This is a genomic window from Mycobacterium yunnanensis (genome assembly GCF_025823185.1).
GTDB lineage: Bacteria > Actinomycetota > Actinomycetes > Mycobacteriales > Mycobacteriaceae > Mycobacterium > Mycobacterium yunnanensis.
This window is the reverse complement of sequence record NZ_JACKVK010000008.1, coordinates 1165738-1192451: the sequence shown is the minus strand read 5'-3', so window position 1 is coordinate 1192451 and position 26714 is coordinate 1165738. Positions and strand designations below refer to the sequence as shown.

Below are 26714 nucleotides of genomic sequence, written 5' to 3'. Positions count from 1 at the left end.
CGGCTCGGTGCTGGCCCGGGCACCCCCGACCTGGTCACCGGCCGCAATCCGCGCGTACGACCGCCTGCTGCAGCAGGCCTAGGCGGCCCGAAATCAGGCCGACGTATTCTCCACGGTAAGAGGGCCCATCTCACCTTCGACGACGAACTCGCGCATCACGTGGTCCGGCGACCGGAAGTATTCGCCATCGAGCTCTCGTTTCCACTTCGCCGGCGATCCGGCGTACAAGCCGGGAGCGGGCGCGGAGCTCGTGGGCAACAGGGTCGAGTTGGCCGCAAGGATCGAGCGCGGGGGAAGATGCGCCCCCTTCAACATGACCGCACACGAGCTCACGAGAGCGTGGTGGCCGATGAAGATACGGCCGGCTGTCTGACTGTTCGTTTCGAAGTCCGGCTCATGGGTCTGCACGTAGGCGCGGCCGCCGCCAATCCGAGCGTGACGGTCCATGATTATCGTTCCGGACGCATCCAGATAGTGGCGGCTCGTGATTCCCGCCCCAAACCTCAAATCCAGCGTGCCGGCCATCGGATCGACGAGTTGGAATTGCGGTGAAGCCGACACCCAGTTCCACGAATTGATGATGACGTGGTCGCCCAAACGTACGAGGCCGAGACCCCGAAAGACGTTGAGCAATCCGATGCGGACGTCTTCACCAATCTCGAACCGCCGTACGTTCAGCACGACGTTGGGGGCGATGACGGCCGAATCCGCGACCTGGTGGCCGAACCGCCGGAGCAGAGCGTTCTTCATTCGATTTGCTGGCAACATCCATACGATCGCCTCGAGAACGAGCCGCATCATGACCACCTCCCCGTAGCGGAAATCCGCACGATGCGCCCGTAATGTTGGAGGATCCCTCGAATGACGCAACCCGCGAACGTGAGCCGAGATTACCAATCATGCTGTGATTCTGGTTCGGATCCAGCTTCCCAATCCGGGCCGCGACCGTTCGCTGAAGACGCGCTATTCAGCCCCGGCTCATGGGCCATTTCAGTCCTCACTCCGCGTTCGACTGAGACAATCGAGGACGATTCATGCCAGTTCGGCGTTGGTTGGTGCCTTTGCGTGCGAAAGGGTTTCGATGACTCCAAGTCCAGACGACGGAAGAGCCGTGACGGAGTCACAGAACTCGGCACACGGCGACGGTCACGACTACACGGTCGGCAGCCCGCATCTTCGTCACGCCCCCATCCGCGCATGCCTCGACGATCGAATCCACGAGGTAATAGGCGACGTTCTGCGGCGGCAGACCCGATGCGATGTTCTCGAAGTGGGTGCGGGACACGGATCTTTCACCGACACGGTGCTTCGTGCAGGCGGCGCGCCAACGGTGACCGAGATGTCACGGGCCAGCTTCGAATGCTTGAAGCAAAGATTCCAAGGCGTGCCCGACGTCGACGTGGTGTTCGACCCGGACGGCCAGGAAACCACCCGTCTAGGACGTCAGTACGACGTGGTGCTCCTGATCTCCGTGATCCACCACATCCCGGACTATGTGGGCACCGTAACAACTATCTGTGACGAACTGTTGAGACCTGGTGGATGCGTCCTCACATTCCAAGATCCGCTGTGGTACCCACGCCAAAGGGCTTACGCACGAACCATTTCGCAGAGTGCATATCTTGCCTGGCGCCTCACTCAGGGAGAACTGCGCCGGGGGCTGGCCACACGGTGGCGACGCCTTCGTGGTGTGTATGACGACACCGAACCCTCCGACCTGGTGGAATATCATGTCGTCCGCCAAGGCGTGGACGATCATGCGTTGATCGACCTGTTCGAGAGGCGTTTCGAGACGCTGGACGTCATGCGTTACTTTTCGACGCAATCGCCCCTGATTCAGGGGCTTGGCGGCAACCGCCTACCGCCCAATACGTTTGGGTTGCTGGCCAAGGGTCGAGTCGCGGATTGAGATTGCTACTCGTCGAGGACCGCACGAACCTCGTCGACTGCCGGCTTGGGTGTGTAATCGCGTCGAAAGAGTCCAAAGGACACATCCTCGTCGGACGGTTCCACGACGAGGTCCACCGTGTTGAAGATGAAGAAGCCGCCGATCCACGGAACCTCGCGTGACTCACGGATCGCGTCCGAGAGAATGCGTGCCTGATCGTCTTCGCTCACCGAATCCGTCGTGCTGCCCGTGGGTTGCCCAAATTCGGTAATCCAGACCTTCTTTCCATCGTCGGAGCGAGACCGCATCAACTGCCGTACCTCGTCGACGATCGAGCCCTGCCCTTCGGAGAATGACAGCGGCAGCGGGAATGTGTACGGATGCAGCGCGATCCCGTCGAAGTAAGTCTGCGCGCCACCGTCGTAGAGCTGCCGAATGAAGTCGATGTCCCGGGTGCCGGCAAGATTGCTCGACGTTCCCCCAGTGAGGACCGGCGCGACGCTTCCGGCACGGCGAATTCCTGAGAATGCCTGTTGCAGAAGGGGTATGTACGTTGCCACCGTAGGGGGATCGAGATAGTGCGGGATGTTCGGCTCGTTCCAAATCTCCCAGACAGTGGTCGCATCGGAGTAACGGCGTGCGACCGCCTCGGCGAAGCGGCCGAAGTCGTTCGCGTCCAGAGGTGGGTTCCCGTTCGCCGCGGGGTCCGCCGACGGGTCCTGCGCCCATCGCGGCGCGGGGCCTTCGAGTGTCATCGTCAGTCGCAGTCCGTGCTCCCGAGCCGCGCGCACCGCGGCATCGAGGGGCCCCCACCGAAGTGGCCCGCCGCGATCGGGCTCGATGAGGTTCCACTTCGCGGACACCCGAATGGCGTTGACACCGACGCTCGCAATGGCGTCGACCTCACGGCCGATGTCGGTGCCTGGCTGCATCGTTGCGACGGTGGAGATGCCGACGACCTGCTCGGATAGCGGCACCATCGACGTCTCGGCCTCCGCCGCGGGGTTGAACCCGCAGGCGGGTGCGGACGCCACGAGACCCGTCACGAGCGCGACCACACCGCTCGACCTGAGACGCGTTCGAATACACCGGGGCCCGTCCACGTTCCTCGCTCTCGTCGGAATGGCTGGGGCTCCACACCACGCATCCGATCGGGTGGCGCGACCGCCGAGCGGATCGGTCATTCCACTACCGATCGAAAATGGGAGGCGGTCGAGGCGTGGTGTGTTTCGAATGCCGCCCGCACCCGGGTGGAAAGGTGCTCGAAGGACATGTCGTCCATGGCCGTTATCTCCTCGACGAGGTGCGCTGCCCCCGCGACATCTCCCGGGGTCAATGCGTGGTCACCAAGTCCCAGTCGCTGCAACTGTTCCCCTATCCAGCCGATGCGCCAAGCGATGGGTACGCAGCCAGCTTCCGCGGCTTCGTACAGCACTAATGGCTGAGCTTCGTGGTGGTAGCTAGAGAGAAAGACGAAGCATCGCGCGCCAAGCAGGGCCTGCCGTTTGGGCTCGCCGTGAAGCGGTCCCAGCATGTCGAAGCGCACGCCGCGCCGACGGGCGTCGTCGAGGACCACGGTCGCCGAAGGCGGCGCACTACCGATCAAGGTGACGTGGACGCCGGTCCTGTCTGCCACCTCCAACACGGCGCCGAGTCCCTTCGCCTGCGACAGGTTCGACACGTGCACTGCCCCCGACCGGTGTGCCGGGCGGGAAGGTGGTGCCACCGGCATTAGGCCTGCGTTGTCGACCACGACGACCTTCGTCGGATCGATGTCGTATCTCCGCGCCAAGGCGTCGCCCATCGCACGGTCCAGCACCACGTGCCGTAGTCCGGGCCCGCCGACCGCGAGCGCCAACCGCATCAGGGCTGAATCCGCTCGCACGTAGTGCGCGGAGTGGTGAACGAGAGACGTCGAAACTCGACGCAACCGCGTTGCGAGAAGCGGAATCGACTCTGCCAGAACGCCGATCTCACCCGAGGCCACTACGAGTACTCGGTCCGGCGGAGTACCCCAGACGATGGATACGGCGGCCCACAGGCAGCGACGCATCTTGGTCAGGATGCCGACCTGCGTGTCGACGATCCTGACGCCGTGCCCGTCGTCCTGCAGCGCGTCGACCAACCAGCGAGTCGCTTGAGCGCGCCCGTCCACCGGCGGCGGAACCGGTCCGATCATCATGATGTCCATTGCGCGTCAACGGCGTTCGAAGAACAGATCGGCTTGATCGAGAGTCCACGTGGGGCGGCTTCCGGGCACGCGAGCGATGCCACTGAGCGCAAACCCTGCGTCCAGCATCGTCTGGATGACGTCGGATGCGTCGGATTGGCCGACGTAGACGTCGGCGAACGACACTTCGACCAGCACTGCGTCGGCTCGACCCAGCACTTCGGTGAGACCCTGCAGGACCTCGGATTCCGATCCTTGCACGTCGATCTTCACCAGGAGCGGGCGATGCAGGGGTGCGAGTTCGAGTAGGGCGTCGTCACCGACGAGAACGTCGACCTCGGGGCTTGCCACCTCCCGAAGCGCGTGCCGCGAGCCCTGAGTCGGAGCCACCGCAAGCAGGGACGAACTGTCCGATGCCGCGGTGATGTGCAAGGTTCGACTGCCCTGGCGCGAACCGAGGGCGGCGTTGACGATCTCGACGTGGCAGTCGTGTAGCTGCGCGGCGGTGGCGGATAGTCGTGCGCCGACGTCTGGGAGTGGGTCTACACAGACGATTCGCCGTGCCCCGAGGGCCTCGACTGCCCAGATTGCGAACTGGCCAAGGTTGGCGCCGACGTCGACGACGGTTTCGTAGTGTCGACCCGCCAACAGGTCGTCGTGTTCCAACGACGGGGCCACGCCGCGACGCAGCAGGGTCCACCGATTCCGACGACGCATCAACCACGAGAGCTTGCTCAGCCGCAGAGCGATCAACGCCCCGTCGACGCGTGGCCGTCGAACTCTCATCATGTGACCACCCTCGTGTGCCGTGGCGGAGCGCTCGCGGGGCGGGCGGACCAACTGGCGACCGCGATGACGCCGACGACGACGACCTCGGCGGCCACGGGAACCACCCACAGCGAAGTGTCGAGCCCGGTAGATCCCAGTGCCGCCAGCAAGCCGAGTGCAGCCACGGCGCCGGCCATAATGGCGGTGCTCGACAACGAGGGACGCCCGAGTGCCAGCAGACGCGAATTGAATGCTTGCGAGCAACCGCTGAGACCAGCTCCGATCACCATGGCGATGATGATCGGCGTGGCGTCCACGTACTGCGAACCCACGACCAACAGCACCAGGTGGGCGATTGGCCATGCCGAGAGTGCCAGCAGCGCCAGGTAGATGCCCGCAAGCCCGAGGAGGTAGTGAAAGAGTCGCTGGAATCGAGCCGGTGATTCGATGCGCTTGGCCAGTTCGGGAACGGCGACGACGGACACGGAGGCCGTCAATATCGATATCGGCCCGATCACCTTGGCGGCAATCGAATAGTTGGCGACCGTCGTGGCCGACGTCACCGCGGCAAGGACTGGGATTTGGAGTTGGCCCAGTAGCGCGGACATTGAGTAACTCCAGTACCCGAGGCCGCCCGTGAACGGATGTCGCCACTGGGCCAACGATTCTCGGACGAGCACGAGCGACATCGGTATGCAGAGGGCGACGACGACCTGGACGCACAGGGCCATCGCCAGCAGCGTAAAACTCAGGCGACCGACGACTAGGTACTCGAGGCCGACCACCAGGAGCACGAACCCCCTGTGCCACAACAGCAGCAGGTTGGCCACCCGATGCCGGTCGACGGCCGTCATGTGCGACACCGTGTAGTTGACGAAGGAGTCGCCGAGGGCCAGAAGCAGACCCGCGTAGACGGCAGGATGAGGTGCTAGCACCCAGTAGGCGAGGCCGAGGAGGGCGCCGGAGACCGCAACGAGTGCCGAATGTACGACGTAGAGCGAGCCCGGGCTGGGCTGACGATCCGTTCCCGCGCGAAGGACGCGCGTCGGGGCGCCGACGCCGGCGAATATGCCTGCCGCAAGGCCGATCGAGTAGGCCAGCATGAAGGTGCCGAACTCCGACGAGGTCACCAGTCGGGCCACCAAGGCCAGCGTGACACCAAACGCCAGAGAACTGCCCGCGCGTGCGCCGACCCGACCCAGGGCGCGGCTGGCCAGCTGGCGCGTGCCGACGGGAACTCGGCCGTCGATCACTCTGGCTCCCCCATGGTGGTTCAACGCCCCATGACTCGTAGGACTCGTCGGCGCCAAATGCGGTATTCCGGGGTCAGGCGTAGACGGAACACCCGTGACTCGACGAGGTGGCGCGCCGTCATCAGCAGCGCTGCAGCCTGCTGTCTCACTCCGTCCGCATGTCGCATCCGCACCTCGTGTCCTTCGCGAACGAATTCACGCCACAGGTTGGCCGACTTGGATGCATCGTGAAAGCGAAGCGCGCCTATGGGATCGGCGATCAGTACCTGACGCGGCCGGGCTGCCGCGATCTCCAATTGGAGGGCCAAGTCCATCGCGGTGTTCAGTTCGCGCTCGAACCCGCCAACCCTTCTGAGCAATTCCGTCTTCACGAGAATCGACCCCGAGAAGGCTGCGCACCCTCGAGTGACTATGGCCCGTGCGTCAAGCGGCCTGCCGTTGAAGGTGTCGATGCGCGAACCGTCCGCCCTGATGAGCTCGTGTCCTCCGACCACGACGTCGACGGAGTCGTCGGCGTCCAACGCTGCGCGAAGTCTGTCGAGCGCCGAGGTCAGCAACACGTCATCGGCGTTGAGCCAGAGGACCCACGGGTTCCGCGCACGCCGCAGCGCTCTGTTGAGTGCGTCCGATTGTCCGCTGTCACGCTCGACGACGGGCTTGACGCGCGAGTCCGACGCGGCAAGTTCGGCGAGGAGCCGAGGGGACCCATCGGTGGACTCGGCGTCCTGTACGACGATTTCGTCGTGCGGTCCCAGCTGCCCGAGCGCGCTCTGCAGAGCCTCTCGAAAGTACTGACCCGGGTTGTATGACGGAATTAGCACGCTGATGGCCGTTTCCCGGCCTGACGGATCACTCATCGCCATCTCCACACCGTCGCCGTGTCAATTCGCCGACGGGGTGGCGATGATCTTGCGGCCCCCTGGTCGAGACCCGTTCGATGACGGGGCGCCTCTGGCGGCGTCCGGGCTTGCGTGGCGCGCCGTCGATGGCGCCTTCATCGTGCGTGACGGCACGAGGGCGGCGACCAGCAGTCCTGCGAGCAGGCCCAGCATCCCTCCGGCTACGACCGGTTTCGCCGCTATCTGCCCGATCTTCACGATGCCTGAACTGGCCGGCTGAATCGTCAACAGTCCTTGCGCGCGGGGGCCGCCGTTGATCGGGGTCTCCATTTCCGTTGCCAACTCCGTGAGCTCGGTCGCCACGGCGTCCGCCAGACCTGCGGCGAACTTGGCGTCGTCACCCGTCACGTCGATCTCCAAGATGACGGTCCCCGGAATGGGCACGACCGTGAGTCGATCGGCAATGTAACTCGCGTCCACGCCGGAGTGGGCGCGTTGCGCGGCTCGCTCGAGCAGCAGTTGCCCCGTGGCAAGCGCGGCGTAGGTCTTGACGCGCGATTGACCCGCAATGTCGCCTTGGGCGGCGGCAATGGCGTCCGTGGCAGACGTGCTCACGAACAAGCGGGCGGTCGCGCGGTACCCACCCCCGGTCGTATAGGCATAGCCGACCCCCAGTGCTAGTCCCACGAGGACGCAGATCAGTACCCAGCTGAGCCTGCGTCGTACTTTGGTCATCGATTCCACGGGTGCCCCTCCTCACCTAGTGCAATCCCTGGCGGGACAAATGCGTCGATCCTTCTTGGACATTTCTCCGCCACATCGGCCTCCCCGGACCCCCTAGGAACGGGAGCACGCACGTCGACGGCAAGATCGCGAGAATGTATGGGACGTAGACCGATTCGAGCGCCGAGACCGAGAACAACGTCGCGAGGTACAGCAAGAGTACGTCGCGTTCGTCGTCTTCGGAGGTCAGCAATTTCAGCACCACGGCTGCGGCGAGGACGATCACACCGGACAATCCGATCGACAGGGTGACGTCCAGCCACCCGTTGTGGGGCGAGTAGTTGAGATCGTAAATGGACGTCAACCGCATCACGAACCACGTATTGGGCCCAGATCCAAGTATTGGATGTTGCGCAATCACCTGGCGCGCTTCACTCCACAACGCGCCGCGGAAGGTGAATTCGGTGCCGCCGAAGGGGTAGATCGCGGGAACCAGGGAGAAGGCCAGCGCGACACAGGCACCCAAGAGCAGTATTGCCCGGCGCTGCGCGGGCCACGACCAGATCGCCAGTACGAGCACGGCCGCGGTGATGATTCCGATTTCTGCGGTTCGACTACCAGCCAACTCGATCGTCGCCACGACGCTGGCCAGGGTCGCCATCGCACCGCGAAGGTCGAGTTGCGCAACCGCAAAGGGCACGATCATGACTACGGCCAAGCCCAGGATGTTGCCATTGCCCGCGAACGGAGACGTCAGTGTTTGCCCCGCCAGGCTGCACTTGTCGATTCGACAGGGCTCGAGAACTCGACCGGGGTTGAGAACCACTGCCGCCAAGACCGAACCGGTGATGAGCAGCAAGCTGGCCCGGCAGCCCAATCCGACGACGATCGAGCCCCGAATCTCGGATGGCTTCACGAGGGTCACGAGTAGGAGGCCCATGGGTATGGCCAATTTCGCTACGTCAGAACGAGACATCGGCCCCAGGGCAATGAAGACCAGTGCGATCAACAGCGTCGAGTATTGAACCATCGCGGGTATGTCGAATCGCGTGGCCCTGGTGAATACGTGTCGACCGAAGTAGACGACGGCAAAGACGAATCCAGGGAGATACCACAGGGTTGGATACAGGAACCCAGCGCCTTCGGCGGTCGACCACATCTCGGGACCGACGAAGAACGTCCACACCTGAGGCCAACCGACGATCAGGACCACGTAGACGGCGACGTGCCGTTCGTGCGCACTGAAGTCACTCCACCCTGCGTTTCGGCCGAAGGCGTAGGCCGCCAACCCCACGGCGAGAGTTGCCATCAAGACCGGCAGGGAGGGCGTCATTTCTCCCACCCAGCCCAAATCTGCGTCAGCACCGCCGGTTTGATACCGGGGCCTTTCTCGTAGAGCTCCCAGGTTGCCCATTCACTGGACCACGACGCGATTCGAGGATCGCGGAAGTTGACGGACTCGCCGTTGGGCAGCGCGATCGAGACCTCGTCGTCTCGACGAATGACTTCGACGCTTCTCTCTCCCAGCAGCGGTGTCGCGAAGCGCCCGACACCGAGCACGTCCTGACCGCCCTGGTGGCGCCAGACCGACATGAACCACGTCTCGCTGTCGAAGACGAAGTGAATTGCCATGTTTGGTACTTCGGCAAGGAACTTGCTTGCGTCAGTGGACAAGGGCGAAGCCGACACGAGCAGAGCCACCTGACCTGTGGCGCCAGGGAGAGCGGGCTCGAAGTACGCCGTCGCGCCGATGCGGTTGACCGTGCCGGGCATGCGCCGCTGAAGATACGTGGCGGAATTCGTCTCCGAGGCCGTTCCCAGCGTGAGGCCACGCGACGTCAACGCCAGCGGCGACTCGTTACCCCCGTGACGCAGCACGTCGAATCCGTCGAGTGCCATGGCGATTCGTAGTTCGCCCGATCCGAACGTCCATCTGTCGATCGACCCACCGCCCGGCGTTCCCACGTTCAATCTCAAGAGCGACAGTGATGCGCAGAGTGACAACAGCACGAAGAAGGATGCCAGCGCCGCCCGAGTCGACCGGTGGCGCTCGACAGGGGCGCTGGCGGCCTCGATGAACTGCTTGCGGTGGACGCCGACGTAGCTCATCGAACCAACCTCGCCGTCTTCGGTACGCCGATATTGGCCAGGCCGATGGCCCCTAGCCCGCCCGCGATGAGCCCGAGTAGACCGCTCTGCAGCACGATTCGACGCATCTGCGGCTCCGCCGGTGCACGCGGGACGATGGCCGTCTCAGCGACGGTCGCCCGCATCGGCAGCAGTACCTCACGTTCGGGTATCACCTCGGTGAGCACCGTCGCCGTCGCGTTCGCCATGTCCGCCGCGAGCACGGCTGACCCACACTTCACCGTGATGTTGAGAATCGCGCTCTGCTTGGGTGAAGTGATCGTCAGGTCTCGACGCAACTCGTCGGCCGTGACGGGTAGGCGATTCGTATCGACGACGCGCTGCAGGAAGGATTGTGTCGTCGCAAAACTGGCGTACTCCAGGATCCGCGAGTCGACGAAACTGCCTGCGGCCAGTCCCCCCGAGGGACGAGTGTCTCCAGGGGTGCTGCTTCCCTCCGCCAACACCGGCACGACCCTCGCCGTAGCGACGTATACGGGAGTCGTGAGGAGGGCGCTGGCGACGCCCGAACCAGTTCCAATCATCAACGCGAACAGGAAGACGAGCCAGTAGCGCCGTGCAAGGAGACCCATGTCGGCGACATTCATCCGCGAGCGACCTCCGCCCGTTCTCCGGACAGCGCTGCCTGATTCGACGAGGCCACGGGAAGACGTCCCAAAGGCCCCGAGTATTGGCGAATGCGAAGGCTGTTCATGACGACGGATGGTGGTGGGTGAAGGGCAGCAGTGCGATGAGGCCACCGACGACCACCGCACCGACGGCGCGGAGTGAACGATCCGCCGACGACGACGGCATCCGAATCAAGACGTCCTCTATGAGAGTCGCCCACCGCCCAATCGCTGCTCGCTCGCTGAGAACGGCTTGTCTGTACAGCTGCCCACTTGCCCCGAAGTGCGCCGCCGCTTCCGCGTCCGTCCCGATTTTCAGGAGCGCGTCTAGCAGTGCCTTGGGATCGCCGGCCGGTACGACCATGCCTGCGCCGGACAGCGCAATCTCTTCGGCAGTCACACCGTTCGGGTCGGTGGCGGCGACCACGGGTCGCCCGGCGTGGAAGTAGGACGTCAGCTTGCTGGGCACCGCCATTGCAGTCACGCCCGGCATCTCGTTGACCACCAAGACATCGGCGGCGCAGAGCGCTCTGGGGTACTCGGCGTCGCTGAGCGGGTCGACGAAGCTCAGACGTTCTACGCCCCGTGCGCGCGCCGTCAATTTGTCCCGCTCGCAGCCATCACCGACCAGGATGAAGTGCACGGGCGCGTCGAGTTCGTCGGCGAGGCGCGCGGCGTCCACGACATTCTCCAGACCTTGTTTCACTCCCAAGTTCCCGGTGTGAACCGCCAGCATGACGTCGCTTGGCCAGCCCAGCACCTCCTTCGCCAAAGCTGCGTCGACCAGGGCGCTTGCCGGAAGATGGGCCCAATTCCTCACTACCACGATTTTTTTCGGGTCGATGCCGAGTTCGTCTACCGCATGACGTTGAAATCGGGGGTGGATCACCGCGACGCGATCAGCCGCTCGCAGAGTGCGCGACTCCACCCATCTCGTAATGGCGCCTGCCATTCCGGCCCCCTCTCCCGTCTCTGCCATGCCAAGCGCATAGAGATCCTGGACCCAGACGATGAACGGCGTGTCCCGTCGGGCGACGCGCATCCGTAGAGCGACCAGCGCAGTCGCGAATAGGGCAGGCGAGACGGCGACGACGGCGTCGGAGTCCCGCCACTTCGACGACACCAGCCTCAAGCCGAAACTCACCTCGGACAACAAGCGCCGGATTCCGTGTGGGTGGCGCGGGACGTAGTGCCGGTGACGGTGGACGTCGATTCCGTCGAGGTTCTCGCTCAATGTCCACTGGCCATAGCCCTTGTAGTGCGCCCACTGTGGATAGTGCGGTTGGGCGACCCGTGCCGTCACACCAAAGCCAAGGCGCTTCAAACCCGCCGCCAGCGCGCCGGCATACGGAGCCACCCCGGTCGGCTCAGGGGGATAGTTCACGCTGAAGAGCGCGATTCGTGGATGCAGTGTCATGGCTGGTCGGGGCGAGGTCCGCCGTGCGGACCGACTTCCCTTTCTCCGTTTCACTCCGTGTGGATCGTGACGTGAGCTCAATGCGAACGCTCGTGCGTCCCGGATGCTCGGCCCGAGACGTCAGAAGTTTGCCGCCGTTGGCGAATGGGTTGGGCACCCCGCTCGAGGGCCTGAACTGCGTTTTTCGGATATATATCCAGAGAACGCAAAGACGCGTTGATGATGAGGTTGGATAGCTAACTTTCGCCGGTTTCCCCCAATGCACATGTATTGCCAGCTCACGCCTAGGATTGCCATCGTCACGTCCTCACTCGACCTCGAGGTTCCCACCGATCAGTGCAGGTGAAGCCCAGATCGCGCCTCATATGTTGACACTTCACGGGGCATCGCGGGTAGAAATTTTGAAAGCCGTCTCAGTTAATTTCTTCTCACATCAGCTAATGGCATCCTGGGGAGACGACGACCCGCCTTCGCACGCCCTGCCGATCCCGGATTGGCGTGGTCGGCACGATCCGAGCCCGCGCCAGCGTGTCTAAGGGCTGCTTAAGAGATCGCCCGCGTCAGCCGCTACCATCGACCCCCATGACGAGCGTTTCGGATCCCTCTGCACCCGAGATCGACATCCACACCTCCGCAGGCAAGTTGGCCGACCTCCGCAGGCGCACCGCGGAGACACTGCACCCGGTAGGCGAAGCGGCCGTCGACAAGGTGCACGCCAAGGGCAAGCTCACCGCTCGCGAGCGCATCTACGCGCTGCTCGACGAGGGCACCTTCGTCGAACTCGACGCCCTCGCCAAGCACCGCAGCACCAACTTCGGCCTCGAGGCCAACCGACCCGTCGGCGACGGCGTGGTGACGGGCTACGGCACCATCGACGGTCGCGAGGTCTGCATCTTCAGCCAGGACGCCACCGTCTTCGGCGGCAGCCTTGGCGAGGTCTACGGCGAGAAGATCGTCAAGGTTCAGGAACTCTCGCTCAAGACCGGCCGTCCGCTGATCGGTATCAACGACGGGGCCGGCGCGCGCATCCAAGAGGGCGTGGTCTCACTTGGCCTGTACAGCAAGATCTTTCGCAACAACATCCTGGCCTCAGGCGTCATCCCCCAGATCTCGTTGATCATGGGCGCCGCCGCTGGCGGGCACGTCTACTCCCCCGCGCTCACCGACTTCGTCGTGATGGTCGACCAGACCAGCCAGATGTTCATCACCGGTCCCGACGTCATCAAGACCGTCACCGGTGAGGAAGTCACCATGGAGGAGCTGGGCGGCGCCCACACCCACATGGCCAAGTCCGGTACCGCCCACTACGTGGCCTCCGGTGAGCAGGACGCCTTCGACTACGTCCGCGATCTTCTCAGCTATCTGCCGCCCAACAGCGCCTCCGAGCCGCCGCGTTACCCCGCGCCGCCGCATCCCGGGGCCATCGAGGACAACCTCAGCGAGGAAGACCTCGAACTCGACACGCTGATCCCGGATTCGCCCAACCAGCCGTACGACATGCACGAGGTCATCACGCGCATCCTCGACGACGACGAATTCCTCGAGGTGCAGGCCGGTTACGCGGGCAACATCGTCGTCGGCTTCGGGCGCATCGACGGACGCACTGTCGGCATCGTGGCCAATCAGCCCACCGTCTTCGCCGGCTGCTTGGACATCAACGCCTCCGAGAAGGCCGCCCGCTTCGTCCGCACCTGCGACTGCTTCAACATTCCGATCATCATGTTGGTCGACGTCCCCGGCTTCCTGCCAGGCACCGAGCAGGAGTACAACGGCATCATCCGGCGCGGCGCCAAGCTGCTGTACGCCTACGGTGAAGCCACCGTCGCCAAGATCACCGTCATCACTCGCAAGGCCTACGGCGGTGCCTACTGTGTCATGGGGTCCAAGGACATGGGTTGCGACGTCAACGTTGCGTGGCCGACCGCGCAAATCGCCGTGATGGGCGCCTCTGGCGCCGTCGGTTTCGTCTACCGGTCTCAGCTCAAGGAGGCGGCCAACGAGAATAAGGACGTCGATGCCTTGCGTCTGGAGCTCCAGCAGGACTACGAGGACACCCTCGTCAACCCGTACGTCGCCGCCGAGCGTGGGTACGTCGACGCGGTCATCCCGCCGTCGCACACCCGCGGGTACATCTCCGCGGCGTTGCGCCTGCTGGAACGCAAGATCGTGCAGTTGCCGCCCAAGAAGCACGGCAACATTCCGCTCTGATCCGCTCTCCTTCTCCGACGAACGGACCACTCATGTCACAAGACGTCGACATCACCGAAGTCTCCGACCCCGACAATCTGACGATCGACGCCCCCGTGGCGGCGGCGGTCCCCGAGATCAAGATCCTCAAGGGCAACCCCTCCGACGAAGAGTTGGCGGCGCTGGTGACGGTGTTCGCCGGCAGCGGCGGGGGTTCCGCGGCGCCCGGCCCTCAAGAACTCAACCGGTGGGGCCTGCCCGTGGACCATCTGCGCTATTCGCTCATCAGCTGGCAGCGGGTGACGGAGCTCGAACGCGCCCACATGCGGCGCTAGAACGCTCGTGACACGCGTCGTCCTGGCGTCGGCGTCGCCCGGTCGACGAAAGATCCTTCGGGGCGCAGGCATCGATCCGGTCGTCTTGGTCTCCGGGGTCGACGAAGACGCACTGACGGCGACCCTGCCCCCCGACGCCGGACCGGACCTGGTGACCACCGCGCTGGCGACTGCAAAGGCCGAGGCCGTCGCACGCGCGCTGGACGCCGTGGTGGGAGCGGATTGCGTTGTGATCGGCTGTGATTCGATGCTCTTTCGCGACGGCCGGCTATGGGGTAAGCCGGCGACGGAGGCCGACGCGATCCAAGGCTGGGAGGCCATGTCCGGCCGATCGAGCGATTTGGTCACCGGGCACTGTGTGCTGCGCGTGCTCGCCAACCGGGTCGAGGACCGGGCCGCGGCCCACGCGGTCACCACTGTTCGCTTCGGTAGGCCTTCCGCGGCAGACCTCGCCGCGTACGCGCGCAGCGGAGAACCGGTCCACGTCGCGGGTGGATTCACCCTCGACGGTCTCGGCGGCTGGTTCGTCGACGGGGTCGACGGCGATCCGTCCGCCGTCATCGGACTCGGGCTGCCGCTCACCCGAACCCTCCTGGAACGAGTCGGCGTGTCGGTACCGCACCTGTGGCTCGCCAACCCCGTGACCGACTGAGCCGTCGACCGCCGCCAACCCTCGAAGCAAACTATGCTCGGGACGACCGTGATGTTCTACGCAGTATCTGATGGCGGTCAACGGGTCGACGGATCGATCATGAAGCGCCTTCTTTACTGCTGAACAGCGCGAATCGATCTACGACGCGACAAGATTTCGTGCAAATGGAATGATTTGCCATAATCTCATGTACATGACCACTGGCAAACGAACGGAGCAGCTTGTGACCTCGAAGGCGACGCGGCAAGGGGTGAGCCCGTGAAGAGGGCGTTGATCACCGGTGTCACCGGTCAGGACGGATCGTATATGGCCGAGTTGCTGCTGGCCAAGGGCTACGAGGTGCACGGTCTCATCCGACGGTCCTCGACGTTCAACACCGCCCGCATCGAGCACCTCTACGTCGACCCCCACGAGTCCGGCGCGCGGTTCTTCCTGCACTACGGCGATCTCAGCGACGGCGCCCGCCTGGTCACCCTGATCGCCACCATCAATCCCGACGAGGTCTACAACCTCGCTGCTCAATCCCACGTCCGCGTCAGCTTCGACGAACCCGAACACACCGCCGACACCACCGGCTCGGGTTCCATCCGCCTGCTAGAGGCCATCCGCATCGCCAACGTCGACTGCCGCTTCTACCAAGCCTCCAGCTCGGAGATGTTCGGCGCGACACCGCCACCGCAGAGTGAAGACACCCCGTTCTACCCCCGCTCCCCCTACGGCGCAGCCAAGGTCTACTCCTACTGGGTGACCCGTAACTACCGGGAGGCCTACGGGATGTTCGCCGTCAACGGCATTCTGTTCAACCACGAATCCCCGCGTCGCGGTGAAACTTTCGTGACCCGCAAGATCACCCGCGCGGTCGCTCGCATCAAGGCCGGCATCGAACACAACCTCTACCTGGGCAACCTCGAGGCCATCCGCGACTGGGGCTACGCTCCCGAGTACGTCGAAGGCATGTGGCGCATGCTCCAAGCCGACACCCCCGAGGACTACGTGCTGGCCACTGGCGGTAATTACACCGTCCAGGACTTCCTCGAGGCTGCGTTCACCCACGCCGGCCTCGACTGGCGCGAGTACGTCCGCTTCGACGAAAGATACCTGCGTCCAACCGAAGTGGACGCACTCGTTGGAGATGCCTCCAAGGCCCACCGCCAGCTCGGTTGGAAGGCTGAGGTCGACACTCCCCACCTTGCCCGCATCATGGTCGACGCCGACATCGCCGCCCTGGAATGCCAAGGCAAACCGTGGATCGACACCCCGCTGGTTAGCACCTGGTCCCAACACTCGTGAGCATTGACGAGCCCGGTTACACACCAACCGCACTGGACCGCGCCGCTCCCACTTTCATCGCCGGGCACCGTGGCATGGTCGGATCGGCCATCCACCGCAAGCTTGGCGACGAGGGCTTCACCAATCTGCATGTGCGTACACGCAGCGAACTGGACCTGACCGACCGGCGGGCCACGTTCGACTTCTTCGAGGAGGCCCGCCCCGCGGTCGTCGTGCTCGCGGCGGCGCGGGTCGGCGGCATCCTGGCCAACAGCACCCGGCCCGTCGACTTCCTCTCGGAGAACTTGCAGATCCAGGTCAACGTGCTCGACGCCGCTTTGCACACCGGCGTGCATCGACTGTTGTTTCTTGGATCGTCATGCATCTACCCGAAGTTCGCCCCTCAGCCGATCGCCGAGGATGCCCTTCTGACCGGCACGCTCGAACCCACCAACGACGCGTACGCGATCGCCAAGATCGCCGGCATCATGCAGGTTCAGGCGGTGAGACGCCAGTACGGCCTGCCGTGGATCTCGGCGATGCCCACGAATCTGTACGGTCCCGGGGACAACTTCTCCGCGACGTCGTCGCACGTGCTGCCTGCGTTCATCCGGCGATACGACGAGGCCCGCGCCCAGGGCGCACCCGTGGTCACCAACTGGGGCAGCGGCAATCCTCGCCGAGAATTCCTCCACGTCGACGACCTAGCCGCCGCCTGCCTACACCTGTTGGAGCACTTCGACGGACCTCAACAGGTGAACGTCGGAACCGGCGAGGATCAGACCATTGCCGAGATCGCCCACATGGTCTCCGAGGCAACCGGTTTCACCGGAGACACCGAGTGGGACACCTCGAAGCCCGACGGCACGCCACGCAAACTCCTCGACGTCAGCACGTTGCGCGGGAGCGGCTGGCAGCCGACCATCTCGTTGCGCGACGGCCTCGCCGACACGGTGTCGTGGTACCGGTCCAATCAGCAAGCACTGAGGGTCTGACCCGCGTGTGACGAACAAGTAGGCTCTAGGGGTGTCGCTGCCTGCAGACCCGCATCCCTCCCTCGCCGCCTACGCCCATCCCGAACGACTGGTGACCGCCGACTGGTTGGCCGGCAATATCGGCCGGCCCGGGCTCGCCATCGTCGAATCCGACGAGGACGTCCTGCTGTACGACACCGGGCACATTCCCGGCGCCGTCAAGATCGACTGGCATACCGACCTCAACGACGAACGCGTGCGCGACTACATCGACGGCACCCAATTCGCCGCCCTGATGGACCGCAAGGGCATCAGCCGTGACGACACCGTCGTCATCTACGGCGACAAGAGCAACTGGTGGGCCGCGTACGCGCTGTGGGTGTTCACCCTGTTCGGCCATCCCGACGTGCGGTTGCTCGACGGCGGCCGCGACCTCTGGGTCTCCAACGGTCGCGACACCACGCTCGACGTCCCGGCCAAGACGGCATCGGGCTACCCCGTCGTGGAGCGCAACGACGCGGAGATCCGGGCCTTCAAGGAGGACGTGCTCACGACCCTGGGCCGCCAGCCGCTGATCGACGTCCGCTCACCCTTGGAGTACACCGGCGAGCGCACCCACATGCCGGACTATCCGGAGGAGGGCGCCCTACGTGGCGGCCACATTCCGACTGCGACGTCGATCCCGTGGGCCAAGGCGGCCAAGGACAACGGGCTGTTCCGCAGCCGCGCCGAACTCGACGAGCTGTACGGCTTCTTGCAGCCCGAGGACCAGACCATCGTGTACTGCCGCATCGGCGAACGGTCCAGTCACACCTGGTTCGTGCTGACCCACCTGCTTGGCAAGGAAGGCGTGCGCAACTACGACGGCTCGTGGACCGAGTGGGGCAACGCCGTGCGGGTGCCGGTGGCGGTCGGGACCGACCCGGGCGAGGCGCCCGGCAAGCAGTGAGCGCCATGCCGGACGCCCTGGCCGAGGTGGTGTCGGAATTCGCCGACATGCAGGGCCAGGACAAGCTGCAGCTGCTGCTCGAGTTCGCCAACGAGTTGCCGCCGATTCCCGCCGATCTCGAAGAGGCGGCCATGGAGCCGGTGCCGGAGTGCCAGTCCCCGTTGTTCCTCCACGTCGACGCCTCCGATCGGGCACGCGTCCGGCTGTACTTCAGTGCACCCGCCGAGGCGCCGACGACGCGAGGCTTCGCGGCGATCCTCGCCGCAGGCCTCGACGAGCACTCCGCCGACGAGATCCTGGCCGTGCCGGACGACTTCTACGCCGACCTCGGCCTCGCCAAGATGATCAGCCCGCTACGACTGCGTGGGATGTCGGCGATGCTGACGCGCATCAAACGACGACTCGCGACCCCGTAGTCAAAGGGCGACCGTGATCGCCTGGAGGCCCAACATTGCTACTCACCAGTAAGGGACCGGCGCGCCGACGGCCCTAACGCGCCCCTTAAACTGCCTCCGATACATTCTTAAAGAGGTTTCTTAGAGAACATGCCATCAGGAGGCGCAGTGCCAAGTCACGCCAGCTCGAAGATCTCCAAGGTGCTCGTCGCCAACCGGGGCGAGATCGCCGTCCGGGTGATCCGGGCGGCCAAGGACGCCGGGCTGGCCAGCGTCGCCGTGTACGCCGAGCCCGATGCCGACGCACCGCACGTCCGGCTCGCCGACGAGGCCTTCGGACTCGGCGGGCAGACCTCGGCGGAGTCCTACCTCGACTTCGGCAAGCTGCTCGACGCCGCGCAGAAGTCCGGCGCCAACGCCATTCACCCCGGCTACGGCTTCCTGTCGGAGAATGCCGACTTCGCCCAAGCCGTCCTCGACGCCGGGCTGATCTGGATCGGGCCCAGCCCGCAGTCGATCCGCGACCTCGGTGACAAGGTCACCGCGCGCCACATCGCCGCCAAGGCCAACGCGCCGCTCGTCCCCGGCACCCCGGAGCCCGTCAAGGACGCCGACGAAATCGTCGCCTTCGCAAAGGAATACGGCGTTCCGATCGCCATCAAGGCCGCCTTCGGCGGCGGCGGTCGAGGCATGAAGGTCGCACGCACCATCGAAGAGATTCCCGAACTGTTCGACTCCGCCACCCGTGAGGCCGTGGCCGCCTTCGGTCGCGGGGAATGTTTCGTCGAGCGCTACCTCGACAAGCCGCGCCACGTCGAGGCACAGGTCATCGCCGACACCCACGGCAACGTCGTCGTCGCGGGCACCCGTGACTGCTCCCTGCAGCGCCGGTTCCAGAAGCTGGTCGAAGAAGCCCCGGCCCCGTTCTTGACCGACGCCCAGCGCAAGGAGATTCACGAGTCCGCCAAGCGCATTTGCAAGGAAGCCGGGTACTACGGCGCAGGCACCGTCGAGTACCTGGTCGGCCAGGACGGGCTGATCTCGTTCCTCGAGGTCAACACGCGGCTGCAGGTCGAACACCCGGTCACCGAGGAGACCTCGGGCATCGACCTGGTGCGCCAGCAATTCAGGATCGCCAACGGCGAGGCCCTCGACATCACCGAGGACCCCACCCCCCGCGGCCACTCCTTCGAGTTCCGCATCAACGGCGAGGACGCCGGCCGCGGCTTCCTGCCCGCACCGGGACCCGTCACCCTCTTCGAGCCGCCGACGGGGCCGGGCGTCCGCCTGGACTCCGGTGTCGAGACCGGGTCGGTCATCGGCGGCCAATTCGACTCGATGCTGGCCAAGCTCATCGTCACCGGCGCCACTCGCCAGGAGGCCCTGGACCGCTCGCGCCGCGCGCTGGCCGAGTTCACCGTCGAGGGCCTGGCGACGGTCATCCCGTTCCACCGCGCCGTCGTGTCCGATCCCGCCTTCATCGGTGACGACGACGGCTTCAGCGTCCATACCCGCTGGATCGAGACCGAGTGGGACAACACGGTCGAACCGTTCACCGCGGGCGCGCCGCTCGACGAGGAGGACGCCCTGCCCCGCCAGAAGGTCGTGGTGGAGATCGGCGGTCGTCGCGTCGAGGTGTCGCTGCCCGGGGACCTCGCCATCGGCGGCAACGGTGGCGGTGCCGCGGGGGCCGGCGTGATCCGCAAGAAGCCCAAGCCGCGCAAGCGTGGCGCGTCCGGTGGTGCGGCCGCCTCCGGCGACTCGGTAACCGCACCCATGCAGGGCACCGTGGTCAAGGTCGCCGTCGAGGAGGGCCAGCAGGTCGCCGCCGGTGACCTCATCGCGGTGCTGGAGGCCATGAAGATGGAGAACCCCGTCACGGCCCACAAGGACGGCACGGTCACCGGGCTGTCCGTCGCGGCCGGCGCCGCGGTCACCCAGGGCACCGTGCTCGCCGAGATCAAGGACTGAGAACCGGCCGAGTGGCCAGTAGACACACGCTTCCTCGCGATTGGCGTGTCGTAAGTGGCCACTCGGTAGGTTGACCACCATGGAACCCGTCGAGATCAACAACGGCACGTGGTACCTGCGCGGACTGCGCTACGACGACCGCGTCGACGACCGGCCCGCACTGGCCGACCTTGGCGAGACCGACCTGGACTACGTCCACGACGCCGAGGACGGCTGGGCCGACGACAGCATGTACACGTGGGCGGTCTGCGAGCCGTCCACCGGTGAATTGCTCGCCGAGATCACCCTGAACCCGAAGACCGGGTTCATGCAGAGCCGGGCCCGGCCCGGGCAGGAGGACGCGGCGGCGATGTCGGAGGACACCGTGCGCCGCTATGCCTCGGAGATCCTCAACATCCGCGTGCACACGTGACCCGCCCGGCTGCTAGCCCACCCAGCTCCGCCCACCCGGTTCCTAGCCCACCCAGCTCCGCCCACCCGAAAGTCGTCACGGTCACCGGCGCCGCCGGTCAGATCGGCTACGCCGCACTCTTCCGCATCGGAGCGGGCGCGCTGCTGGGCCGCGGCGTCCCCGTGACGCTACGGCTGCTGGAGCTGCCGTCGGCGATCCGGGCGGCCGAGGGCGTGGTGATGGAACTCGTCGACAGCGCCTTCGACCTGCTGGCCGACGTCGAGATCCACGACGACCCGGTACGGGCGTTCGACGGGGTCGACGTCGCGCTGTTGGTGGGCGCCAAGCCCCGCAGCAAGGGCATGGAGCGCGCCGACCTGCTGGCCGCCAACGCCGCGATCTTCGCCGACGCGGGGAGGGCCATCAACGCCGGCGCGTCCTCCGACGTCCGCGTCGTGGTGGTTGGCAACCCCGCGAACACCAACGCCCTGGTGGCCTCCGCACACGCCCCAGACGTGCCCGCGCAGCGTTTCACCGCGCTCACGCGCCTCGACCACAACCGTGCCGTCGCGGCGCTGGCCGCCCACGCGGGCGTCCACGTCACCGACGTCTCCCGGGTGACGGTGTGGGGCAACCATTCGCCCACCATGTACCCAGACATCTTCCACGCGGTCGTCGGCGGTCGGCCAGGTGCCGAATTCGCCGCCGACACCGATTGGCTGACAAATCAATTCATTCCCACCGTCGCGACCCGCGGGTCCGCGATCATCGAGGCCCGCGGCACCTCGTCGGCGGCGTCGGCAGCCAATGCCGCCATCGACCACGTTCGCGACTGGGTGGACGGCACCGACGCCGACGACTGGACGTCGGTCGCGCTTCCGTCACCTGGCGCGTACGGCATCCCCGAGGGCGTCGTCGCGTCGCTCCCCGTGCGCGCGGTCGACGGTTCGTGGCAAGTCGTCGAGGGCCTCGAGATCAACGCGTTCTCTCGGCAGCGCATCGACGCCTCGGTGGCGGAGCTGCAATCCGAACGCGCGGCGGTCGCCGCGCTCGGTCTGCTCTAGCGCGCCGAGTTCGCGGTCCGGAAGGCGTCCACCGCCTCGAACGGCAGCGGGCCGCGGGTGCCGACGCTGTAGCCGTTGTCCTGGCACCACTCGCGGATCTGATCGCGTTCCTGACCGGTGACCTGCTTGCGCCAGGGGTCGATTCGCGCCAGGTGGCGTCGCTGCACCGGCCTCACCCGCCTCCCATACGCCGCCCACTCGCTCATGATGCGACGGAGCTCCTCGGCATGCTCCGACGACAGGTCGATCGAATAGAGCTGCCCGTCGAGGCCGAACTGGACGGTTTCCGCTGCCGCCGTCCCGTCCAGGGCGTCGACCGGCTCGTCGTTCTTTCTCTTTCCCACTACCCGTTGCCCCCTCGCACGTCACGCCCGTAGGCGCCACCCCCGGCGGCCGGTGTCGGCCGCCGCCGGCAGAAACTCCCCATCTCTGCGTATGAGGTGTATACCACCTCCACGTCAACGCCGGTCGACGTCGGCGCCCGTGGCGAGGTCGCCGCACTCGACGAACGCCACACCCGACATGCCCTTCAGGAAGGTTCGCGCCCCCTCGTCGCCGGCCAACGTGGCCGACAGCGCCGCTCGGTGCCGCCCCGCCATCGCCACGGGGTGACCCGGACGCCCGGCGAACGTCGCCCGCGCGAGCCCCGAATCGGAGGTCACCGCCGCGGCCAGCACCCTGGTGACCACGTCGGCACCGACGTCGGGGACGTCGACGAGGTGCACGACCACCAGATCTGCCGCGTTCGCCGCGGCCAGGCCGGTTCGCAGCGACGCGCCCATCCCGCTCGCCCAGTCCGGCGCCACCACCGCGCGGGCGGGTGGTGGCACGTCCACCACTGCGGCACCCAGCACCACGACGACGTCGTCACAACCACCGTCGGCCAGTGCGGCCACCGCGAGGCGAAGCCATTCTCCCTGTTGGGCAAGCACTTTGGGCATCCCGTAGCGCGTTCCCGCCCCGGCGGCCAGCAGCACGCCGGCCACGGAGGGAGCTTTCGACATGCGAACATCATCATCCTGACCGATTCTTGGACGGTGTCCACCCCACGGTCAGCCCCGCCACTGAGCACCGACAGGAAGCGCATGCACCCCGTCGACGAGATGCTGCCGCTCCCGAAACTCGCCACCTACGGGTTTCAGCACGTCGTCGCGTTCTACGCGGGCGCGGTGCTGGTGCCCATCATCATCGCGGGCGCCGTCGACCTGCCCCCCGACCAACTCGTCAAGCTCATCACCGCCGACCTGTTCACGTGCGGGATCGCCTCGATCATCCAGGCCGTCGGCTTCTGGAAGATCGGCGTACGTCTGCCGCTGCTGCAGGGCGTGACGTTCGCAGGAGTCTCGCCGATCATCGCGATCGGCCTGGCCAACGGCGGCGGCGCACCGAGCCTCCTGTACGTCTACGGCGCGGTGATCGTCGCAGGTGTCTTCACGTTCCTGATCGCTCCCGTCTTCATCAAGCTTCTCCGGTTCTTCCCGCCCGTGGTGACCGGCACCCTGATCACCATCATCGGCCTGTGCCTGGTGCCCGTCGGGGCTCTGGACGCCGTCACCAACCCCGCGACGCACGAACCCGATCCGGCCAACATCCGCTGGTTCCTCTACGCCTTGGGCACCATCGCCGTCATCGTGGGCATCCAGCGCCTGTTCCGTGGTTTCCTGGCGACCATCGCGGTACTGCTCGGGCTCGTCGTCGGCTGTGTGGTGGCCTTTGCCCTCGGCGACATGAACTTCGACAAGGTGGGCCAGGCGTCGGCATTCGGCTTCACGCCGCCGTTCCTGTTCGGCCTGCCCAAGTTCGACTTCGTCGCGTGTCTCACCATGATCATCGTGCTGCTGATCACCGCGGTCGAATCCACCGGCAGCACGATCGCGACCGGCGAGATCGTCGGCAAGCGCGTAAAGGCCTCCGACATCGGCAACGTGCTGCGAGCAGACGGAGTGGCGACCACGATCGGCGGCATCTTCAACTCGTTTCCGTACACCGCGTTCTCCGAGAACGTCGGCCTGGTGCGCCTCACCGGAGTCAAGAGCCGGTGGGTGGTCGCTGCGGCCGGCGTCATCATGATCATCCTGGGCTTCCTCCCCAAGGTCGCCGCGATCGTCGCATCGATCCCCAATCCGGTCCTGGGCGGCGCCGCGCTGACGTTGTTCGCCACCGTCGCCGTCGTCGGCATCCAGACCCTCGGCAAGGTCGACTTCACCGACCACCGCAACCTCATCATCGTCACCACCAGTCTTGCGCTGGCGCTGTGGGTTACGAGCTATCCCGACCTCGCCAAGGCCATGCCGACGGGCCTGAACCTGATCTTCGGCAGCGGCATCAGCATCGGCGCGGTCGCGGCGATCCTGCTCAACATCGTGTTCTTCCACACCGGCTCGCGCGGTCCGCGGGTCGCCGGCGGCGGTTCGATCACCCTCGACGAGGTCAACTCGATGACCAAGGACCGTTTCACGGAGGTGTTCGGTCACGTGGTGCAGGACGTGCCGTGGGCAGTGGACCGCGCCTTCGAGCAGCGACCGTTCGCCGGCACCACCGCGCTGCGGGAGGCCTTTCAGGATGCGGTGCTGACGGGCACGAAGGAGCAACAAGACGAGCTGCTCGGCGCCTTTCACGACCTCGGCGCCGAGGACGAGACGGGGCACGCGTTGGCCGTCGACCACGTCGCGTTGTCCAATCTCGACGAGGACGACCACAATGACGTCGTGGATCTGGCCGGCGCGTACCGCGAGCACTTCGGCTTTCCGCTGATCATCTGCGCCCGCGAGACCGAGCGATTCGACCGGGTCCTCAAGAACGGCTGGTCGCGAATCGACAACTCCCCTGCCGCCGAGCGTGCGTTCGCGCTCATCGAAATCGCCAAGATTGCAAACTACCGTTTCGACGACCTGGTGGCCGACGCCAATCCGATTGCCGCAGCGCGGTTCGGCCGGCTCAACGAACTGCAGTAGATGTCTGGGTTGCCCCGAGACAGACTGGGCCTGGACGGCTTCACCCGGCTGAGCGATCGACAGCAGATGAACGTGCTGTTCGGCGTGTGCTCGTCCACCATCTGGGCGCGACGGGTACTCGCGGGCGCGCCGTTTCGCGACGTCGACGCACTGCTCGACCGCGCCGACCGGGTGCTGGCCGAACTGCCCGACGCCGAGATCGACGCCGCCCTGGACGGTCATCCACGAATTGGCGCCAAGGTCGACAACGCATCCTCGGCGCGCGAACAAGCGGCGGTGACGACGGCCGGGGACTCCGTCAAGGCCGAATTGGCCGCCAAGAACGCCGAATACGACGACAAGTTCGGGTACGTCTACCTGGTGTGCGCCAGCGGACGCTCGGCCGAGGAACTGCTGGCCATTCTCACCGAGCGCCTCCACAACGATCCCGCGACCGAACGCCGCGTGATGCGCAGCGAGCTCGCCAAGATCAACCGGCTTCGACTCGAACGCCTCCTGAGCGAGCCGTCTGCCGACGCCGAGGCAAGATGACCACATGAGCCTGTCCACTCACGTCCTCGACGCAATGTCCGGCAGACCTGCCGTCGGCGTCGCCGTCACGCTCACCGGCTCCAACGGTGAACCCATGTCCACGGGGACCACCGATGACGACGGCCGCGTCGCGCAGTTGGGCGGCGACCTGCCCAGCGGGGTGTATCGACTGCACTTCGGCACCGGTGCCTACTTCGCCGCACTCGACGTCGCGACGTTCTACCCGGAGGTGATCGTCGCCTTCGAGATCACCGATGCGACAGGCAAATACCATGTTCCGGTACTGCTCTCGCCATTCGCCTATTCCACCTATAGAGGGAGCTGAACGGTGTCCGAGATCATCCTGGGTGGCAACCAGTACGGCAAGGCCGAGACCCGCGTGGTCAGAGTCTACCGCGACACCCCGCGTCACGAGATCCACGACGTCAACGTAACCACCTGTCTACGAGGCGATTTCAGCGCCGCGCACCTGACCGGCGATCAATCGTCGGTGCTGCCCACCGACACCCAGAAGCAGACCGCCTACGCCTACGCGAAGGAGAAGGGTCTGCTGTCGGTGGAAGACTACGGTCTGGCCCTGGCCCGGCACTTCGTCGCCGACGTCGGCCCGGTGGACGGCGCCCGGGTCGAACTCGAGGAGTACGCCTGGGAACGGGCGGTCGTCGACGGCGTCGAGCACGACCACACCTGGGTGCGCAAGGGTCAAGAGATCCGCACCGCCGCGATCACCGTCGACGCCGACGGCGAGACCGTCGTCAGCGGACTCAAGGACATGGTCATCCTGAAGTCGACCGGTTCCGAATTCGCCGGGTTCCTAACCGATCCGTACACCGTGCTGGAACCGACCCACGACCGCGTGATGGCGACCTCGCTGGTCGCCCAATGGCGGTTCACCACGACCGACGTCGACTGGGAACCCACCTATGTCGGCGTCAAGACTCAACTGGTCAAGCAATTCGCGGTGGTGCAGTCACGTGCCCTACAGCAGACCCTGTTCGAGATGGGCAAGGCGGTTCTGGAGACCTACCCGTTCATCGCGGAGATCCGGCTCTCGGCGCCGAACAAGCACCACTTCGTCTACGACCTCACACCGTTCGGACTCACCAACGACAACGAAGTGTTCAACGCCGACGACCGGCCCTACGGACTCATCCAGGCCACGGTCACCAGGGATGACGCTCCCCCTGCCGGCGCGGCATGGGACGCCTACCGGGGGTGGCTCCCCTAG

At 65.6% G+C, this 26714-nt stretch carries 29 protein-coding genes; 15 read left to right on the top strand and 14 right to left on the bottom strand.

What is annotated here, in order from left to right; all coding sequences use genetic code 11:
* Positions 1–93: 93 nt before the first annotated feature.
* On the bottom strand, positions 94–801 hold the full coding sequence (locus H7K45_RS15690) for an acyltransferase (protein ID WP_263996715.1): 708 nt from the start codon (positions 799–801) through the stop codon (positions 94–96).
* Between the two features lie 319 nt (positions 802–1120).
* A complete protein-coding gene (locus H7K45_RS31525) occupies positions 1121–1285 on the bottom strand; it encodes a hypothetical protein (protein ID WP_263997048.1) in 165 nt (54 codons plus the stop codon).
* On the opposite strand from H7K45_RS31525, the gene H7K45_RS15680 reads away from it, so the two are divergent.
* A complete protein-coding gene (locus H7K45_RS15680; protein ID WP_263997031.1) occupies positions 1271–1909 on the top strand; it encodes a class I SAM-dependent methyltransferase in 639 nt (212 codons plus the stop codon). The two genes, H7K45_RS31525 and H7K45_RS15680, sit on opposite strands and share 15 nt — an antisense overlap.
* 5 nt (positions 1910–1914) lie before the next feature.
* Here H7K45_RS15680 and H7K45_RS15675 read toward each other — a convergent pair whose 3' ends face one another.
* The 10 genes from H7K45_RS15675 to H7K45_RS15630 all read right to left on the bottom strand — a co-directional run bounded on the left by H7K45_RS15675 (position 1915) and on the right by H7K45_RS15630 (position 11814).
* On the bottom strand, positions 1915–2934 hold the full coding sequence (locus tag H7K45_RS15675) for a cellulase family glycosylhydrolase (protein ID WP_263996714.1): 1020 nt from the start codon (positions 2932–2934) through the stop codon (positions 1915–1917).
* Positions 2935–3068: 134 nt separating this feature from the next.
* Entirely contained in the window at positions 3069–4070 is a 1002-nt protein-coding gene (locus H7K45_RS15670; protein ID WP_263996713.1) for a glycosyltransferase, read from the bottom strand.
* Positions 4071–4085: 15 nt separating this feature from the next.
* Complete coding sequence (locus H7K45_RS15665; protein WP_263996712.1) at positions 4086–4847, bottom strand: FkbM family methyltransferase; 762 nt, start codon at positions 4845–4847, stop codon at positions 4086–4088.
* Positions 4844–6079: a lipopolysaccharide biosynthesis protein gene (locus H7K45_RS15660; protein WP_263996711.1), complete on the bottom strand. Its 1236-nt coding sequence runs from the start codon at positions 6077–6079 to the stop codon at positions 4844–4846. The genes H7K45_RS15665 and H7K45_RS15660 overlap by 4 nt, the downstream gene beginning before the upstream one ends.
* A 20-nt stretch (positions 6080–6099) precedes the next feature.
* The gene (locus H7K45_RS15655) at positions 6100–6936 is read right to left on the bottom strand and encodes a glycosyltransferase (protein WP_263996710.1); all 837 of its coding nucleotides are present in this window, start codon (positions 6934–6936) and stop codon (positions 6100–6102) included.
* A gap of 24 nt (positions 6937–6960) precedes the next feature.
* On the bottom strand, positions 6961–7662 hold the full coding sequence (locus H7K45_RS15650; protein ID WP_263996709.1) for a YveK family protein: 702 nt from the start codon (positions 7660–7662) through the stop codon (positions 6961–6963).
* 16 nt (positions 7663–7678) lie between these two features.
* Positions 7679–8974, bottom strand: a complete 1296-nt coding sequence (locus H7K45_RS15645) for an O-antigen ligase family protein (protein ID WP_263996708.1) — start codon at positions 8972–8974, stop codon at positions 7679–7681.
* Positions 8971–9750 carry a hypothetical protein gene (locus tag H7K45_RS15640; protein WP_263996707.1) on the bottom strand — a complete coding sequence of 260 codons (780 nt, stop codon included), beginning with the start codon at positions 9748–9750 and terminating at the stop codon, positions 8971–8973. The genes H7K45_RS15645 and H7K45_RS15640 overlap by 4 nt, the downstream gene beginning before the upstream one ends.
* On the bottom strand, positions 9747–10361 hold the full coding sequence (locus H7K45_RS15635; RefSeq protein WP_263996706.1) for a YveK family protein: 615 nt from the start codon (positions 10359–10361) through the stop codon (positions 9747–9749). Before H7K45_RS15635 ends, H7K45_RS15640 begins: the two co-directional genes overlap by 4 nt.
* Before the next feature lie 118 nt (positions 10362–10479).
* Positions 10480–11814: a glycosyltransferase family 4 protein gene (locus H7K45_RS15630; protein WP_263996704.1), complete on the bottom strand. Its 1335-nt coding sequence runs from the start codon at positions 11812–11814 to the stop codon at positions 10480–10482.
* Between the two features lie 582 nt (positions 11815–12396).
* Here H7K45_RS15630 and H7K45_RS15625 point away from each other — a divergent pair.
* From H7K45_RS15625 to H7K45_RS15580, 10 genes are all read left to right on the top strand, one after another.
* Positions 12397–14022, top strand: coding sequence for an acyl-CoA carboxylase subunit beta (locus tag H7K45_RS15625; RefSeq protein WP_263996703.1), 1626 nt, complete (start codon positions 12397–12399; stop codon positions 14020–14022).
* Between the two features lie 32 nt (positions 14023–14054).
* The gene (locus H7K45_RS15620) at positions 14055–14336 is read left to right on the top strand and encodes an acyl-CoA carboxylase subunit epsilon (RefSeq protein WP_263996702.1); all 282 of its coding nucleotides are present in this window, start codon (positions 14055–14057) and stop codon (positions 14334–14336) included.
* 7 nt (positions 14337–14343) lie between these two features.
* Positions 14344–14988, top strand: coding sequence for a Maf family protein (locus H7K45_RS15615; protein ID WP_263996701.1), 645 nt, complete (start codon positions 14344–14346; stop codon positions 14986–14988).
* A 258-nt stretch (positions 14989–15246) separates the two neighbouring features.
* Positions 15247–16278, top strand: coding sequence for a GDP-mannose 4,6-dehydratase (gmd, locus tag H7K45_RS15610; protein ID WP_263996700.1), 1032 nt, complete (start codon positions 15247–15249; stop codon positions 16276–16278).
* 2 nt (positions 16279–16280) lie between these two features.
* Positions 16281–17252 carry a GDP-L-fucose synthase family protein gene (locus H7K45_RS15605; protein WP_308206414.1) on the top strand — a complete coding sequence of 324 codons (972 nt, stop codon included), beginning with the start codon at positions 16281–16283 and terminating at the stop codon, positions 17250–17252.
* A gap of 31 nt (positions 17253–17283) precedes the next feature.
* Positions 17284–18180 (top strand): sulfurtransferase, encoded by an 897-nt coding sequence (locus tag H7K45_RS15600; RefSeq protein WP_263996699.1) that lies wholly within the window; start codon positions 17284–17286, stop codon positions 18178–18180.
* A 5-nt stretch (positions 18181–18185) separates the two neighbouring features.
* Entirely contained in the window at positions 18186–18596 is a 411-nt protein-coding gene (locus H7K45_RS15595; RefSeq protein WP_263996698.1) for a SufE family protein, read from the top strand.
* A gap of 147 nt (positions 18597–18743) precedes the next feature.
* Positions 18744–20546, top strand: a complete 1803-nt coding sequence (locus H7K45_RS15590) for an acetyl/propionyl/methylcrotonyl-CoA carboxylase subunit alpha (protein ID WP_263996697.1) — start codon at positions 18744–18746, stop codon at positions 20544–20546.
* Between the two features lie 79 nt (positions 20547–20625).
* Positions 20626–20958 carry a hypothetical protein gene (locus H7K45_RS15585; RefSeq protein ID WP_263996696.1) on the top strand — a complete coding sequence of 111 codons (333 nt, stop codon included), beginning with the start codon at positions 20626–20628 and terminating at the stop codon, positions 20956–20958.
* Complete coding sequence (locus H7K45_RS15580) at positions 20955–22001, top strand: malate dehydrogenase (protein ID WP_263996695.1); 1047 nt, start codon at positions 20955–20957, stop codon at positions 21999–22001. The genes H7K45_RS15585 and H7K45_RS15580 overlap by 4 nt, the downstream gene beginning before the upstream one ends.
* On the opposite strand, the gene H7K45_RS15575 is transcribed toward H7K45_RS15580, so the two are convergent.
* Positions 21998–22345: a histone-like nucleoid-structuring protein Lsr2 gene (locus H7K45_RS15575; RefSeq protein WP_263996694.1), complete on the bottom strand. Its 348-nt coding sequence runs from the start codon at positions 22343–22345 to the stop codon at positions 21998–22000. The two genes, H7K45_RS15580 and H7K45_RS15575, sit on opposite strands and share 4 nt — an antisense overlap.
* Before the next feature lie 114 nt (positions 22346–22459).
* Positions 22460–23005: a nucleotidyltransferase family protein gene (locus tag H7K45_RS15570; protein WP_263996693.1), complete on the bottom strand. Its 546-nt coding sequence runs from the start codon at positions 23003–23005 to the stop codon at positions 22460–22462.
* 81 nt (positions 23006–23086) lie between these two features.
* Between H7K45_RS15570 and H7K45_RS15565 the strand changes: the two genes are divergently transcribed.
* From H7K45_RS15565 to pucL, 4 genes are read left to right on the top strand one after another with little or no spacing between them, the layout of a single operon-like run.
* Entirely contained in the window at positions 23087–24955 is a 1869-nt protein-coding gene (locus H7K45_RS15565) for a solute carrier family 23 protein (protein WP_263997029.1), read from the top strand.
* Positions 24956–25486 (top strand): 2-oxo-4-hydroxy-4-carboxy-5-ureidoimidazoline decarboxylase, encoded by a 531-nt coding sequence (gene uraD, locus H7K45_RS15560; RefSeq protein WP_263996692.1) that lies wholly within the window; start codon positions 24956–24958, stop codon positions 25484–25486. It abuts the gene before it with no gap.
* A 4-nt stretch (positions 25487–25490) separates the two neighbouring features.
* Positions 25491–25811, top strand: coding sequence for a hydroxyisourate hydrolase (uraH, locus tag H7K45_RS15555; protein ID WP_263996691.1), 321 nt, complete (start codon positions 25491–25493; stop codon positions 25809–25811).
* Between the two features lie 3 nt (positions 25812–25814).
* On the top strand, positions 25815–26714 hold the full coding sequence (pucL, locus tag H7K45_RS15550; protein WP_263996690.1) for a factor-independent urate hydroxylase: 900 nt from the start codon (positions 25815–25817) through the stop codon (positions 26712–26714).